The organism is Bacteroides faecalis, assembly GCF_003865075.1.
Classification (GTDB): domain Bacteria; phylum Bacteroidota; class Bacteroidia; order Bacteroidales; family Bacteroidaceae; genus Bacteroides; species Bacteroides faecalis.
On sequence record NZ_BHWB01000027.1, the window covers coordinates 25,984 to 42,110 of the forward strand.

General features: G+C 38.6%; 11 protein-coding genes, 1 tRNA gene and 1 pseudogene. 8 read left to right on the forward strand and 5 right to left on the reverse strand.

The genetic code is table 11. The features are described 5' to 3' along the window. Positions 1–20: 20 nt before the first annotated feature. Positions 21–94: transfer RNA gene (locus EJF25_RS22840), tRNA-Ala, on the reverse strand. Positions 95–206: 112 nt separating this feature from the next. Between EJF25_RS22840 and EJF25_RS22845 the strand changes: the two genes are divergently transcribed. From EJF25_RS22845 to EJF25_RS22870, 6 genes are all read left to right on the forward strand, one after another. Continuing rightward, positions 207–509: a DUF4286 family protein gene (locus tag EJF25_RS22845; protein ID WP_125042988.1), complete on the forward strand. Its 303-nt coding sequence runs from the start codon at positions 207–209 to the stop codon at positions 507–509. Continuing rightward, positions 506–1,072: a crossover junction endodeoxyribonuclease RuvC gene (gene ruvC / locus EJF25_RS22850; RefSeq protein ID WP_125042990.1), complete on the forward strand. Its 567-nt coding sequence runs from the start codon at positions 506–508 to the stop codon at positions 1,070–1,072. Before EJF25_RS22845 ends, ruvC begins: the two co-directional genes overlap by 4 nt. 36 nt (positions 1,073–1,108) lie before the next feature. Beyond that, the gene (gene pulA, locus EJF25_RS22855) at positions 1,109–3,115 is read left to right on the forward strand and encodes a type I pullulanase (protein ID WP_125042992.1); all 2,007 of its coding nucleotides are present in this window, start codon (positions 1,109–1,111) and stop codon (positions 3,113–3,115) included. 93 nt (positions 3,116–3,208) lie between these two features. After that, entirely contained in the window at positions 3,209–4,663 is a 1,455-nt protein-coding gene (locus tag EJF25_RS22860; RefSeq protein ID WP_125042994.1) for an ATP-binding cassette domain-containing protein, read from the forward strand. Between the two features lie 162 nt (positions 4,664–4,825). After that, positions 4,826–6,970 (forward strand): GH92 family glycosyl hydrolase, encoded by a 2,145-nt coding sequence (locus tag EJF25_RS22865; RefSeq protein ID WP_125042996.1) that lies wholly within the window; start codon positions 4,826–4,828, stop codon positions 6,968–6,970. Between the two features lie 69 nt (positions 6,971–7,039). Then, positions 7,040–9,244 (forward strand): S41 family peptidase, encoded by a 2,205-nt coding sequence (locus tag EJF25_RS22870; protein WP_125042998.1) that lies wholly within the window; start codon positions 7,040–7,042, stop codon positions 9,242–9,244. Positions 9,245–9,402: 158 nt separating this feature from the next. Here EJF25_RS22870 and EJF25_RS22875 read toward each other — a convergent pair whose 3' ends face one another. Continuing rightward, positions 9,403–10,695 carry a VapE domain-containing protein gene (locus EJF25_RS22875; RefSeq protein WP_125043000.1) on the reverse strand — a complete coding sequence of 431 codons (1,293 nt, stop codon included), beginning with the start codon at positions 10,693–10,695 and terminating at the stop codon, positions 9,403–9,405. A gap of 341 nt (positions 10,696–11,036) precedes the next feature. Between EJF25_RS22875 and EJF25_RS22880 the strand changes: the two genes are divergently transcribed. Both EJF25_RS22880 and EJF25_RS22885 read left to right on the forward strand, forming a co-directional pair. Next, on the forward strand, positions 11,037–11,657 hold the full coding sequence (locus EJF25_RS22880) for an HU family DNA-binding protein (RefSeq protein ID WP_125043002.1): 621 nt from the start codon (positions 11,037–11,039) through the stop codon (positions 11,655–11,657). Between the two features lie 155 nt (positions 11,658–11,812). Continuing rightward, on the forward strand, positions 11,813–12,202 hold the full coding sequence (locus tag EJF25_RS22885; RefSeq protein ID WP_125043004.1) for a hypothetical protein: 390 nt from the start codon (positions 11,813–11,815) through the stop codon (positions 12,200–12,202). 41 nt (positions 12,203–12,243) lie between these two features. On the opposite strand, the gene EJF25_RS22890 is transcribed toward EJF25_RS22885, so the two are convergent. From EJF25_RS22890 to EJF25_RS25965, 3 genes and pseudogenes are all read right to left on the reverse strand, one after another. Next, positions 12,244–13,710, reverse strand: a complete 1,467-nt coding sequence (locus EJF25_RS22890) for a TolC family protein (RefSeq protein WP_125043005.1) — start codon at positions 13,708–13,710, stop codon at positions 12,244–12,246. 61 nt (positions 13,711–13,771) lie between these two features. Beyond that, the gene (locus EJF25_RS22895) at positions 13,772–15,952 is read right to left on the reverse strand and encodes a peptidase domain-containing ABC transporter (protein ID WP_125043007.1); all 2,181 of its coding nucleotides are present in this window, start codon (positions 15,950–15,952) and stop codon (positions 13,772–13,774) included. Between the two features lie 34 nt (positions 15,953–15,986). Continuing rightward, a pseudogene (locus EJF25_RS25965) lies at positions 15,987–16,127 on the reverse strand (HlyD family secretion protein); the annotation flags it as partial.

Here is a 16,127-nt window from a genome sequence, read left to right on the forward strand (position 1 = left end):
ATGCTTTTTTATTAATGAAGTGGAGCGTATCGGACTCGAACCGATCACCTTAACACTGCCAGTGTTACGCTCTAGCCAGATGAGCTAACGCCCCTTCTATATCTAATGGTAACGTTTGTAAACGTACCATTTTTGTTCGCGCAAATATAATGCAATATTCTGAAATAATTGCTATGTTTGCGGAAATAATACTTTAAAGAAGAAATATGCTGATTTATAATACAACTTTTCAGGTGGACGATGAAGTACATGATAATTTTCTGATTTGGATGAAGGAAAGCTATATTCCAGAAATAGAGAACCATGGAACATTGAAGTCACCGCGTATCTGCCGGATATTAAGTCATAGGGATGACGGAAGCGCCTATTCCTTGCAATGGGAAGTCGAAAATAGTAGTTTGTTGCATCGCTGGCATTTGGAACAGGGAGTGCGCTTAAACGAAGAACTGACGAAAATATTCAAAGACAAGGTGATTGGATTTCCGACATTGATGGAGGTGATAGAGTGATTCAACCGGTAATAGAAAAGATAATCCTGGGAATTGACCCCGGTACGACAATTATGGGCTACGGAGTTCTGCGAGTGAAAGGAACCAAACCCGAAATGATCGCGATGGGGATTATTGACTTGCGTAAATTTGGCAATCACTATTTGAAGCTTCGTCATATTCACGAACGGGTATTGAGCATTATCGAGAGCTATTTGCCTGATGAATTAGCCATAGAGGCACCGTTTTTTGGTAAGAATGTACAATCGATGTTGAAACTGGGACGTGCACAGGGGGTTGCAATGGCAGTAGCATTAAGCCGTGATATACCTATTACCGAGTATGCTCCTTTGAAAATTAAGATGGCTATAACCGGAAACGGACAAGCATCAAAAGAGCAGGTAGCGGATATGTTACAGCGGATGTTGCACTTTTCAAAAGATGATATGCCTACTTTTATGGATGCAACGGATGGATTGGCGGCAGCATATTGCCATTTCCTGCAAATGGGACGTCCGACGATGGAAAAAGGATATAGTGGTTGGAAGGATTTCATATCAAAGAATCCGGATCGGGTGAAATAGAATATATAGATCGAAAAGTCGTAATCATGGGGAAAGATGAAAGTAAGTACAAATTATTTAGCAATATTTGGAGTAACTACAGTGGCAACAGTGATGAGTTGTTCTTCCGTGAAAAAAGAATATACTTCTTTTGAATTGTATCCGGTTCGTACCGGTAGCTTGGTCGAAATGGAATATACACCGGGGGCAACTAATTTTATGCTTTGGTCGCCGACGGCAGACGAAGTGCGTCTAATGCTTTATGATGCCAGTGAAGGTGGACATGCTTACGAAACCGTTAAGATGCAGCCGGGTGAAGATGGTACTTGGACGGCGACAGTAAATGAAGACTTACTTGGAAAGTTCTATACTTTTAATGCTAAGATCAATGATAAATGGCAGGGAGATACTCCGGGAATAAACGCACGTGCTGTCGGTGTCAATGGTAAACGTGCTGCTATTATTAATTGGAATTCGACGAATCCGGAAGGTTGGGAGAATGACCGGCGCCCTCCTTTAAAGTCACCGGCAGATATCATCATTTATGAAATGCACCATCGTGACTTTTCGGTAGATTCCACTTCCGGTGTGCGGAATAAAGGAAAATATCTGGCTTTGACAGAACATGGAACAACAAACCCTGATAAATTGCTGACAGGTATCGATCATTTGATTGAGTTAGGAGTGACTCATGTTCATTTGCTTCCTTCATTTGATTATGCCTCTGTAGACGAGACAAAGCTTGACGAAAACCGTTATAACTGGGGCTATGATCCGCAGAATTACAATGTGCCCGACGGCTCTTATTCAACTGATCCGTATAAACCTGATACCCGTATTCGGGAGTTTAAACAGATGGTGCAGGCATTGCATAAAGCGGGTATTCGTGTGATTATGGATATGGTGTATAATCACACTTTTAATACGGGAGGTAGTAATTTTGAACGCACTGTCCCCGGATATTTCTATCGGCAGAAAGCAGATGGAACATGGGCTGACGGATCTGGTTGTGGAAACGAGACGGCAAGCGAACGTCCAATGATGCGTAAGTTCATGATAGAGTCGATACTTTATTGGGCAAAGGAATATCATATTGATGGTTTCCGGTTCGACCTGATGGGAGTTCATGATATAGAAACAATGAATGCGATCCGAGAAGCTGTGAATACGGTGGACCCTACCATTTGCCTGTATGGTGAAGGATGGGCTGCACAATCTCCTCAATATCCGGCAGATTCATTGGCAATGAAGGCCAATATGTTCCAAATGCCGGGAATTGCAGCTTTTTCGGATGAACTGCGCGATGGAATATGCGGACCTGTAAGTGTGAAACATAAAGGTGCATTTCTAGCCGGTATTCCGGGTGGAGAAATGAGCCTGAAATTTGGTATCGTAGGAGCAATCAAACATCCGCAGATACATTATGATTCGGTAAACTATAGTCGTAAGTCATGGGCGGAACAACCTACGCAAATGATCAGTTATGTCTCTTGCCATGATGGATTGTGTCTGGTAGACCGTTTGAAAGCAAGTATGCCCGGAATTACTCCCGAACAATTGGCCCGTCTTGATAAATTGGCTCAAACAGTCGTTTTCACATCTCAGGGTATTCCTTTTATTTATGCAGGAGAAGAAATCATGCGTGATAAACAAGGAGTGGACAATAGCTATAAAAGTCCCGATGCTGTGAATGCCATTGACTGGAGACGTAAAACAACAAACGGAGATGTTTTTATGTATTATAAGCGTCTGATTGATCTTCGTAAGTCTCATCCGGCTTTCCGTATGGGAGATGCGGAGATGGTCCGGAAGCATCTTGAATTCCTTCCGGTCGAAGGAAATAACCTGGTCGCTTTTTGTCTGAAAGATCATGCGAATGGAGACAGTTGGGGAGATATAATTGTTGCATTTAACTCTCGTACCACTCCTGCAAGGTTGGTAGTACCTGCAGGAAAATACACAATAGTATGTAGGGATGATGTGATCGATGTTCGCGGATTAGGGATCCAAACCGGATCGGAAGTCATCATTCCAGCTCAATCTGCGTTGATAATGTATAAATAAAGCTTGTAATTAATCAAATTGTTCATGAAATCTCTCATTCTGTTGTAAAATAGTTACCTTTGTGCCCGATTATTAAAACAGGATAAAGGTATTATGAAGCAAAATACATTTAGCATAGTGGGTGGGGTAGCACGTAATCCGCTAGTGCGTTTGGCACAACCTGCCACAGTCGATATTGTCGCAGACGAGCATATAGCTATTGTGGGTCCTAACGGTGGGGGCAAAAGTCTTTTTGTTGATACATTGACAGGTAAATATCCATTGCGTGAGGGTACTCTGAAATACGATTTCTCCCCTTCGGCAACTCAGACTGTTTATGACAATGTAAAGTATATAGCTTTTCGTGATACCTATGGGGCTGCTGATGCCAATTATTACTATCAACAACGGTGGAATGCTCATGATCAGGACGAAGCTCCTGCAGTAAATGAGATGCTGGGAGAAATCAAGGATGAGCAGTTGAAACAGGAACTTTTTGAGCTTTTCCGTATCGAGCCAATGCTTGAAAAGAAAATAATCCTTCTTTCAAGCGGTGAGCTAAGAAAATTTCAATTAACAAAAACTCTTCTGACAGCTCCTCGTGTATTGATTATGGATAATCCATTTATTGGTTTGGATGCACCTACCCGCGAACTTCTTTTTTCTTTGCTCGACCGTTTGACAAAGATGTCTTCCGTTCAAATTATTCTGGTGCTTTCTATGTTGGACGATATCCCTTCTTTTATCACTCACGTGATTCCTGTTGATAAAAAGATAGTATTTCCAAAAATGGAAAGAGAAGCTTATCTCGAGGCTTTTCGTACCAGGGACGTGCCTGTATCTTTTGACGAATTACAGCAAAGTATTCTTGATTTACCTTATGATGGGAATAACTATGACTCTGACGAAGTAGTGAAGCTTAACAAAGTCAGTATCCGTTATGGCGACCGTACGATTTTGAAAGAACTTGATTGGACTGTTTGTCGTGGCGAGAAATGGGCTTTGAGCGGTGAGAATGGTGCGGGTAAGTCTACTTTGCTTAGTTTGGTTTGTGCTGATAATCCTCAATCGTATGCTTGTGACATCAGTTTGTTTGGCCGGAAAAGAGGTACCGGAGAAAGTATTTGGGAGATAAAGAAACATATCGGATATGTGAGTCCTGAAATGCATCGTGCTTATCTTAAAAATCTGCCCGTTATTGAGATTGTAGCCAGCGGTTTGCATGATAGCATCGGTTTGTATAAACGTCCGCAACCTGAGCAGATGTCTATCTGTGAGTGGTGGATGAATGTATTCGGTATTGCAGAACTGAAAGACAGACCTTTCCTGCAACTTTCCAGTGGCGAACAACGATTGGCCCTATTGGCACGTGCTTTTGTGAAGGATCCGGAATTGTTAATTTTAGATGAACCTCTTCATGGATTAGACACATATAATAGGCGTCGTGTGAGAAAGATTATCGAAGCTTTTTGTCGTCGTAGAGATAAAACGATGATTATGGTGACTCATTATGAATCTGAATTACCTAATACGATCACTAACCGTATTTTCTTAAAAAGAAATAGATAAGAATTTCTATTTCCTTTTCTACTCGAAGATGATGTAATCATATTTTTTATTCTTTTTTCTTGATGCAAACTATAAAGTATAAATAAAAAGTTATATATTTGAGTTTTCATTAGTAGATATAGATTGAAACAACACACATTGCTCATTTATTATTTTTTTGACATGAAAAAGCACATCTTTTTTTTAATACTCTCAGTTTTGATCGTAGGCTGTAAGCCAACTGAACAATTAACAAAGTATGTAAATCCCTTTTTAGGAACCGCTACTCTTTGGGAACCGGAAGATTTGGGGTATGTTCGTAAAATGAAACAACGTACTTGGGGCGCTGAAGTATTTCCCGGAGCGTCGTTGCCTAATGCAATGGTGCAGTTAAGCCCTATAACCCAATTCCGTAGTGGAGCCGGATATCAATACGAAGATACAGTAATCTACGGATTCTCTCATACCAACAAAGGACATTGGAACCTGTTACATGTCCCTTTGTTGCCTGTAACCGGTGAAATCTCTCCGAGTGATTACTGTTCCGGATACAGTCATCGGAACGAATCGGCACATCCGGGTTATTACCAAGTGTTTCTTGAAAGATATAATGTCAATGCCGAACTTACTTCTACGCTGCGCTGTGCTTACCATAAATATACCTTCCGGAAAGAAGATGATAAAAAACTGGTAGCCGATATGATGCGGTCGAATAATCGGATTAGCGATTGGAGCATTCAAAAGGTGGATGAGAATACTTTTACGGGTTCTCAGAATGGCGAAGGAAGAATATACTTCTATGCAATTTCAAATTACAAAATAAAAGACATAGAACAGGTAAAAGATGATAATCATGAAGTGTCTCTGGTTAATTTCTTAGACAGTAAAGATTCGAATCCGTTGGAACTCAAAATCGGTTTTTCCTTTGTAAGCATAGAAAATGCGAAGTTGAATCTGGAAAAGGAGATGATGGACAAATCGTTTGCTCAGGTTCGTGAGGAGGCTGATCATATCTGGGAAAAACAACTATCAAAAATAATCGTAAAAGGCGGCAGTGAACGTGAAAAAGGAATATTCTACTCCTGCCTGTATCGCTCATTCTTGTGGCCTGTGCTACGAAGCGATGTGAATGGGGAATATACGGATGCTAAAGGAGAAGTGGTAAATGGCGGATTCAATAATTATACGGATCCATCTTTCTGGGATGACTATCGTAACAAATTGGTACTGCTGGAAATGTTATCACCTGATGTGACAGTAGATATTATTCGCTCTATCACTGATCGGGGAGAAAAAAGAAATGGTTATATGCCTACCTTCTTTCATGGCGACCATGCTTCGGCTTTTGTTGCCGGAAGCTACTTGCGTGGACTTCGCGGATTTGATCCCCAGGCCGCTTACCGGCTTCTGTTGAAAAATGCCACTATTCCCGGTCGCGGAGGCAGACCGTATTTGGACGAATATATCCGCCAGGGCTGGATTGCAGAAAAAGACACAACGAATGTTCCTACTTGGGATGAGTATAAAGCTGCCGTAACGAAAACTGTGGAATATGCTTATGATGATTATGCTACTGCATTATTGGCTAAAGAACTGGGTGATGACGCTAATTATAAACTCTTGATGAAACGTTCCGAAAACTATAAAAATCTGTTTGATCCCAGTACTGGTTTCTGGAGAGGGCGTATTGCCAATGGAGAATGGATTAAAGATTTTGATCCCTATTATCCTTATTATGCTTATATGTACCGGGAGGCTAATGCCTGGCAATCTTTATTCTTTGCCCCTCATGATCCGGAAGGAATGATTGCTCTCTATCCTAGTAAGCAGGCTGTGGAAATGAAACTTGATTCTCTGTTCTCCGAACCTTGGAGAGGATATGAAGCACACAACATGACAGGATTTATTGGAAATTATTGTCATGGTAATCAACCTGACCACAGTGTACCATATACCTATTACTTCATTGACAAGCAAGAAAAAGCGCAATGCGTGCTTGACAGTATTATGGATCGCTTCTATGATATGGGAGCTGATAAATTGGCTTATTCAGGTATGGATGACGCCGGAGAAATGTCATCCTGGTATGTATTCAATGCTATCGGACTTTACACCTACTCACCTGCTGATCCGGAATACATAATGACCGTTCCTTTATTTGATGAGATAGTATTTACTTTGGGTGACGGCACTCAGTTTAAAATTCGTAAAGATGGAAAAGGGAAGAAGATTACCAATATTACTTATGGCGGCAAAAAGATAGATGGATGGTTCATCTCGCATGATCTGCTCAAAGAAGGAAAAGAGTTGGTTATACGAACGGAATAAGAATGTTTTGTAGTGAATTGATTCCTATGATCTGATTTTTGGTGTACAGAGATATTTAATACATCGATTATGAAAAACAAACTACTTTATTTATTATCATTTTTAGTCATCACCTTTGCTGCACAAGGACAAACACAACAGGGCAAAAAAGGATTTCTATCTTTTGATGACGCACAGATTCATACGCTTTCCGACCCTGGCTTGCAGAGATTTAAAATGGCATGGGCCAGTGATGATTCGGAAACACAAGTTGATTCGCAAACTTTATATGGCAATCAACCTTCCTTGTTCGTCCGGTCGTCACAGGGAAAAGGTGTCAAGGTGCAGTTTCATTTTTCAAACCGGGACATCGTGGGGAAGACAGTTGTTTTTAGCGGTAAATATAAATGTGCCCAGGCACGTAATGCCAAGGTCCGTTTTGCAATCGGACTCGACACTTTCCTAAACACTTTCGAAAATGAGAGTACTGAAGTAGAGTGTAATGGAGACCAAGATTGGAAAAGTTTTTCAGTGGAAATGCCACTTACACGTACATCGTTCTTTTTTTTCCGCTTAATGACGTCAGGCGATATGAAACTCTGGCTTAGCGACTGTCAGGTGTTGATAGACGGACAATCGCTTGACATATTGGTGGACCCTTCTGCCGAAGTGGACAAGGATACGGAATTTATGCGTGACTCTCGCGTGGCTCTTACCGAACCTATACAGCAAGTAATGGAGAATCTGGTTGTATTAGGTAAGGTATGGGGATTTCTTAAATATTATCATCCTCAGGTAGTGATTGGAAAGTATAATTGGGACTTTGAACTATTCAGGGTATTGCCTGAGATTGCACGTGCTCAGAATAAAGAGGAGCGCAATCGTGCTTTGAGTAAATGGATAGACAAGTATGGCGGGATTACAGAAACCGAAGATTATACAGTGAAAGATTCTACCCAATATCACAGGTTTGCTTATTTGCAGTGGTTGGAAGATCCTATGCTTTTCGATACAGACCTGTCGGATAAACTGGTAAAGATAAAGAATGCCAAACGTAATGGCGTACTTAATTACTATCTTCCTCCTTTGGCTTGGAAAGAGGAAGTAGAGTTCCGCAGAGAGAAAGTTTATCCAGGGATAAGTTGGAAAGATCAGGGATTTCGTCTTCTCACACTTTACCGGTTATGGAATGCTGTCGAATATGGTTTTCCATACGTCAATCTTACAGATCACCCTTGGTCTACGCTTTTGGAAAAATATCTTCCGGAATTTTATAATCCGGTTTCCGGAAGTGAATTGTATCTTTCTATACAAAAATTGTTGGCAGAGATCAATGATTCGCATGGAACGTATGAACTTCCGGTCAAAGGTTCCAGAATGCGTGGGCTTCCTTTGGGGATAACATTAACTGCGGATGGTAACTATGCAGTAGAATCTACCCATTTGAAGGAAATAGATAGGGGAGCCGTTATCAAAGCTGTAAACGACAAGTCTGTTCAAGAGCTTATCGAGGAATTCCGTCCAATCATAGCCTCTTCGAATGAAAACACTTTAAAAAGAGACGTGGCTCGTAGAATGTTTTTAACTAAAGAAGAGGAAGAAACTGTTACTGTAAAAGAGGGGAAAAGGACTTCTAAAAGGAAAGTGCATACTCAAGTTTATACTATGCCCGAAGCAGTGGGACGAAAAATGCCTGAGGAGTATGATTTGGATTCGAAAGATATTATTTATATCAATGTTGCACAAATAAGTGCGGACAGATTGAATGAACTAATGTCTGCTCGTATAAATTCAAAAGGGCTTATACTAGATATGCGGCAATATCCGCAACTATATACCAAGGATATCCTTGAGAAATATCTGTATCCTAAACCGGTTCCATATATGTGGTTCTCTATGAATTCAAAAAAATATCCAGGCAATTACTTTCTGGATATAAAGGGAAATGTCGGTCCGAAAGAGAATCCCGGTTATTTTAAAGGAAAGATTGCTATTTTAGTCAATGAAGGGACGCAGAGTTTCGGAGAATTATCTTCCATTGCTTATCGGGCAGCTCCACGCAGTGCAGTTATCGGGACTCAAACAGCCGGAGCAAATGGACATATCGGTTACTTTTTTCTTCCTTACGGAATAAAAATCAATTATACAATGGCCGGTGCCTTCTATCCCGATTGGGGAATGAATCAACGTGTTGGAGTGAAAATTGATATTCCTGTGGAACAGACAGTAAAAGATGTGAAGTATGGAGAAGATGCGTGGATTAAAAAGGCGATAGAGTATATAGAAGGAGAATAACGTATGATATGAATTCCATAGCTTTTGTATGTTTTCAATTAAATGAGAACAATAAAAACCTATGGAATTCATACTTATATCAATATGAAATCAGTTTGGGTTCATGTCATATTTTCCTGTAACTTCTTCTCTTATAGTGAAATAAAATGAAGCAACCATTATGACTGAAGATTCATCACATAATATCGGTTTCCATACATTGAATGTTTTGCAAAAAATCCCATTGCCGGAAGATGTGAAGTTAACTGTTTCACAGATGTGTTTTTCATTGCAGATGAATTAAATCGATGTAATGTATTGTAAATCTCAGCGGCAGTAAGCCAAATACCTTTTTCTGCTTCCATAGGTTGTCGGAAACAATTATAAAACACATCCTCCAATGGTGACTGGCGGTAATAAGCTTTATTGTGTTTTTGTAACAGTTGCTCTTCTTCACTGTTCAGAAAATCGGGTTTGCCTGCTTCCAGTTCCGCTTTTAGTTGGGCGTATACCTGTTTGTGTTCCAGAGGTTCTTCCGAGATAGTGTGCAACACCTCCACGCAAAGGAAACGGCGGCTTCCTGTAGGGTCAGTTAGTATTTGATAGGAGTTAGTCGTAGCTATAAATGAAGCTAGTCTGTTCTCGTTTACCCATCCCAATCGTTTGCCACGAAAAATAGGAATATTGACCATTTGGAGTAAATTTTTGAGGTTTGTTTGTTGGCTCTCTCTGATTTTATCGAATTCATCCAGATTAATCAATCCGTTTTTAACAAGTTTCTTTTCGGGGAAAGTGCTGGCAGCCAGATTTAAATTATCAAGATAGTAATATCGGAGTGAGTCCGGTAGTAAAGATCTACAAAAAGTACTTTTGTTCAGTCCCTGTTTGCTGCTGATTAAAATAGGAGTCAGTGTATTGGCGTGAGTCCGCTCTACACCGGTCCATTGTGAGGTCATGGCACGTAACCAATAACGTCCGCCTTTTAGCCATAACTCATTGTCCGATACTCCTAGTAATAAAGAAGTCACACGGTCTGTTCCATCCCATACCGGAAGCTCTCTCATGTAAAGATGAAAAGGATTATAAGCTTCTACTTTGCTGGATAATACTAAAGTTGGAATGTCATTTCTCCAACAAGGGATACCCTCCAGTCGGGCATCTACAATCATTCCGTTCATTTCCCTTTCACTAATTGGTCGAAAGCGGTCTGTTGTGTTTTTTAATTGGAATTCGGTGGCTCCTGTCAGAGTGTTATAGCGGAATGTAAAGTGTTCTAATAGATATTTCCGCAGCTGAACGGTCATAGTCTGACTCCTATTCCTTTTTGAGGTCCCGTCGGGACTTTCTTGCTTTTCTGTATTTACCTTTTTCTCCGGTTTGTCGGATACATTTGTCTCTTTGTTAGTCTGTTCTTCTATGCGTGCAAGTAATTGTTTCAACGTTTCTAACATTTTTTGAATCATTGTTTTCATTTTTGTTCTATTTTATAGTTAATACTTCGAAAATGTGAGACGCAAATATATAATTCGAAAAAGCGGATTTGCAACTATATAGATAAATGATTCTCAAAAAAGTGAGTTATCTAAAATTATTCGATAAAGTATTGTTTTTAACTAAATAAATTAGTAATTTTGATGTATCATATTAATTGTAGTACAAATTGTGCGATGGCTGTTTCGCATTTTGTGCAACAACTGTTGTATAATATATGAGTTAGCTGTTGCACATAATGTGAGTCAGTCAATAGATTGGCATAAAATAAATAAAACTACCGCGTAAATTAGCTAACAGTTGCGCACAATACAATTAGTATATGAGTGCACTTTATGATTTCTTTCTGACTCCCCAACCTAAAGATTCCAATAAAAAAAGATATCATGCCCGTTTGGTGGTACGTGATACGATAACCCTCGAAGATATTGCAGGAATTATAGAATCAAGAAGTAGCTTGAGAAAAGGCGATGTCATCGGGTCTTTTATAGAGTTTGCCAATGTTTTCAAAGATGAACTGTCCAATGGGAACAGTATTCATATTGAAGGGGTCGGTTCATTTCGTATTAAGGCGGAATCTCCGGAGGTTCGGTCGCCTAAAGAAATGCGTGCGGAGCATATACGCTGTGCAGGAGTTGTTTTTACTCCGGAGAAAGAACTCCTTCGGAAGTTGAAAGCAACTACCTTTGAGAAAGTTCGTGAAACACGTCGTTCACAAGAATTGAGTGATATTGAGATTGATGGAAAATTGGCGGAATTTTTTAAAGATCATGATTATATCACTACGCGTCAGCTCTGTGCGTTGTGTGGACTGCGAAAGGCTACTTCTCTCCGTCGGCTACAGAAGCGGGTAGAAGAAGGAAGAATGACACATCCCGGATATCTTCGTTCTCCTTTTTATTTCCCTGTTCCGGGATGGTTTGGAGTGTCACGAAATAGATGACGCAATGCAACTGATTGGATAATAGTGAAATATGAGAAAATATGACGATGAAGGAAAGTGATTTCATATTGTATTTTAAGTACTATTTTTTGTTCATAGATAGCTTATTGCAGAGAAGTTGATAATGCAAAGTTATTAATCAATGATTTTACTTCATGCGTTTAGGTGAGAAAGAAAAAGCATTAGCCACGATTATGCAGATTGAGAAATTATGTGTGCAAGACCCTTATTATCTTATGGGGAAAGGAATGCTCTTAGAAGTGAATGATAACAAACTATTGGCATCGGAAAATTATAAACAGACTGTATTTTTATTCGAAAAACGTTTAAATGAAAAACCTGTTGAATCTGATTTAATGAATTATCTATTAGCACTTTATTTGAGAGATGATAAAATGTATTCTTTGGAAGAGGTCGAGCAGAAATATCCTAATGTTTTTAAACCTGAAAAAAGGCAATATATAACAGGGATGATGGGCAATTTAGGCAAGCAGAGTAGAGAGAATTTGATTTATGAGATGGTCAGTAGGTGGTCAATGAGATAATATAGATTCTTAGAATGTTGATTAGTGACGGAATTGGAAAATTAGAAGAATAAATCTTCCAATTCCGTTTGTTTTGCAAAATCATAAAGTGTTGTTTTTCGTAACATGCAGAAGCTATTCCAAGCATTCATGATGGCATTGTAATATCTTTGCATGGCATTATATTGTTCTTGTTGAGCAGAAGCCAGTTCATAAACAGATACTTTGCCGGAATGGAACTTTTGTGCTAACAAAGCATATTGTTCCTGAGACAGCTGGTAACTTTTAGTGGCAACGAACCATAAATTCATATTGTGATTGTAATCTTCTACTATGTCTTGTATGTCATTGTCAAAATTAGCTTCAGCTTGCTCTATTTCTATCATGCTGTTTTGATAGTTATTTTTTGCTATACGTATTTTGTTACGGTTGATACCCCATTGGAAGATCGGTATTTGTACTCCTATCATAACTCCTTGTGTGTAATCAGGTTTTCTGTAAGCATCTAGAAAATGATCGGAATATTGGTTTAACCCATAACTTAAGTTAAGGTTACCATTGAAACGGTTATTTAATTTAGCAGTAAATAATGTTTGTTCAGCCTTTAGCCTTTTTTCTTCTTGTGTTAAAGCAAAGGGACTGTTGTGTCGTGCGTAAAAGATAGCTAACTTTTCATCTATTTTCAGTGGTAAATCAAATTCCGGTGTTTGTATTTCTACCTCCTTATCCATCCATTCTGATTTATTGAGAAAGGTTATAAGCTCTCTTAGGGCTTTCTGATAGCTTTTAATAGAACTTTCATAGGCATATCGATTGTTAAGTTGCTGCAACTCCATTTGATGATATTCATATTCGGTGAAATAACCATTGTCGAGTAATGCCTTACTGGCAGTGAGAAGAGTATCAGATATTTGGAGATTTTTATAGGATAATTCGGTGGAAAGTTTGCTTGAAAATAAACTCATAAATAAGTTTACTGCTTGTGTCTGAACATTTGCAATTTCTGAACAATATTGCTTTATTGAATTATTGAGTTGTGCATATTGTATATCCCGTTGTTTCTTGTAGTTATAAAATCCTCCGACAAAAGGCTGTGAATAATTGATGTATAGCGGATTCGTCCCAAAACGATCTCTATTGTTGGAAAATTCGCGTAGATAGTTCAAACGGGAACTCACACTCAGTTCACCACCTATAATACCAATCTTTTGTCGGATGGCAATCTCTGTACTACTACTGTTCGTGTAGTCTTCTACATAAGAGTAGTTTCCACTTTCAGCATTCTGCATTAATTTCTGAGAACGGTTAAAGTGCACAGGGTTTAATGAAAAAGCAATGGAAGGTAGAAATTGTTTCTTGTAGTTATCAAATGCTAGTAATGTATTTTCATAAGATAGCTTTATTTTTTTTGCTGACGGTGAAGATAAGCACCATTCATTCAATACTTGCTCTAAAGAAATTTGATATGGCTGTCCATGTAAAAAAGTTGGAACTAATATAAACCATATGATTATCCATTTGCGATTCATAGGAACATTTTATTTATTGCTTTGGGTAGAATGATCATTTATAGTCTATTGATTGATGGAATTATTCTGATTGTGAAGAAACCAGGTTATAATATTCTCCTTTTCTTTCCATAAGGTTTTCATGATTACCAATTTCTACTATTCTTCCCTGGTGCAGAACAACAATTTGATCTGCATGGCGTATGGTACTTAATCTGTGTGCTACAACGATTACAGTTCTGTTTTTAAATGCGGAATTTAATGCTTCAACAATTTTCTTTTCATTGATGACATCCAGTGAATTTGTGGCTTCATCCAAAAAGAGGAAATCAGGGTCACGATATAAAGCACGTGCTATTAATAATCTTTGTTTTTGTCCTCCACTCAATCCTCGGCCTTTTTCTCCAATGAAAGTATCAAAACCTTTAGGCATACCGTTTATTTCATCTTCAATCTGAGCCATTTTACATGCTTCATGTAGGCGGTCATAATTGATATGTTCGTCATCCAGTACTATATTGGCAAGGATGGTGTCGCTGAATAGTTTACCGTCCTGCATCACTACTCCACACATATTGCGCCATGTGCGTAAGTTAATACTCGATACGTTCATATTTCCCATTTTTATATCTCCGTAAGTCGGTTTATAAAGTCTTACTAATAATTTGAGTAAAGTGGATTTTCCACTACCACTTCCACCGACGATGGCGGTCACTTTGTTCTGTGGGATAGTCAGGAATATATTGGAAAGTACTAAAGGTGAGTTGGGGCTATATTGAAAAATAATGTTTGATAGTGTAATATCCCGGCTTTCTGGTAAGATGGAAGTAGCTCCAATGGATAATAACTCTTCTTCATCTTTCAATTGTCTTATTTCATTCATACGTAAGAAACTTATTTTGGCATATTGAGCAGATACCACGAAGCCAATAAACTGAATCAATGGACCGTTTAGCATGCCAATAATAAACTGTGTAGATATCATGACGCCGAATGTGATTTCTCCTTTAATGACGGCACTTGCACAGAAAAATACAATACCCATGTTCTTTATATTTTCAATAAACTGAGCTCCTAAATTTTGCATATTAGTAACATTAAGTACTCTTTTATTGACCTTGTATAGTTTGGCTTGTATTTCTTCCCATTTCCATCTTCGATACTTTTCGTAGTTGTATATTTTAATATCCTGAATGGCAGATACAGTTTCAACCCAGTAACTTTGATCTTGAGAGATTAGTTCGAAGTATTCCCAATCCAGTCTTTTTCGGATACGGAGGAAAAGAAGTACCCAAGCTGCATACAATATTGATCCGGAAAGGAAAATATAAAATATGATGGGATTATAAATTAGCAGAATGACACTGAAAACCATAAAAGTAAGTGTGGAGAATACTAGTGACAAAGAATTATTCATGATAAAGCTTCGGATACGTTCGTGGTCACGAGCACGTTGCAATATGTCTCCTAAAAGTTTATTCTCAAAAAAGGTAACCGGAAGTTTCATCAGTTTAATCAAATAATCAGATATAAGAGCTATATTTACCCGTGAGGTGATGTGCAGTAATATCCAGTCACGTATTACATTGAATATTGTGATACTTAATAAGATGCATATATTGCCTATCAATACCATGTTGATGAAGTTGATGTCAGTTGTTTTAATCCCCACATCAATCACAGCTTTTGAAATAAAAGGAAGTATGCCTTGAAGGAGGGTTGCTACAAGCATGATAAAGAATATGGTTGCAAAACTATTTTTATAAGGGATAAAATAGCGTAGGATACTTATAAAACTATTTTTCTCCAATTCTTTTTCAATAGCACTTCGTTGAAAATCAATTGTAGGTTCTATCGCTAAAAGTACGCCAATAGATTCTCCTTTTGGATACCATCCGGCTTGAAACTCCTCATGTGTGTATTTTACCCTTCCTTTTGCAGGATCGGATACCCAAATGTATTTTTTATTAGCATGATAAACTACAATAAAATGGGATTCTTTCCAAAAAATGATAGCCGGGAAAGGGACTTGATTTACTACATCGCTCAATGTGCATTTAATTGCTAATGTACGAAGCCCGATACTTTCGGCACCGGTACTTAAATCTAGTAATGATACGCCTTGGTTAGTTATTCCACATCGGTCTCTAAGATACTGTAATGAATAAAATCTTCCAAAGTGTTTGGCTACAATTTTCAGGCAAGCCGGACCGCAATCTTGCATATCCATTTGATAATCAACCGGAAATCTGTGTAATATCATTGTGCGTTATAATTTATATATTATAATTAGAGTTTTATTGTTCGGCATTTGCCTTTAAATTATCGAATAGCCTTTCTATTAGTTTCTTGGGTTTTGTTATAATTTCAGCAGTTCCTTGTGATTCGAAGTCGAGGTCGAGAGTCTTGTTGAAATTAGTTTGTAAACCATTGGGGAA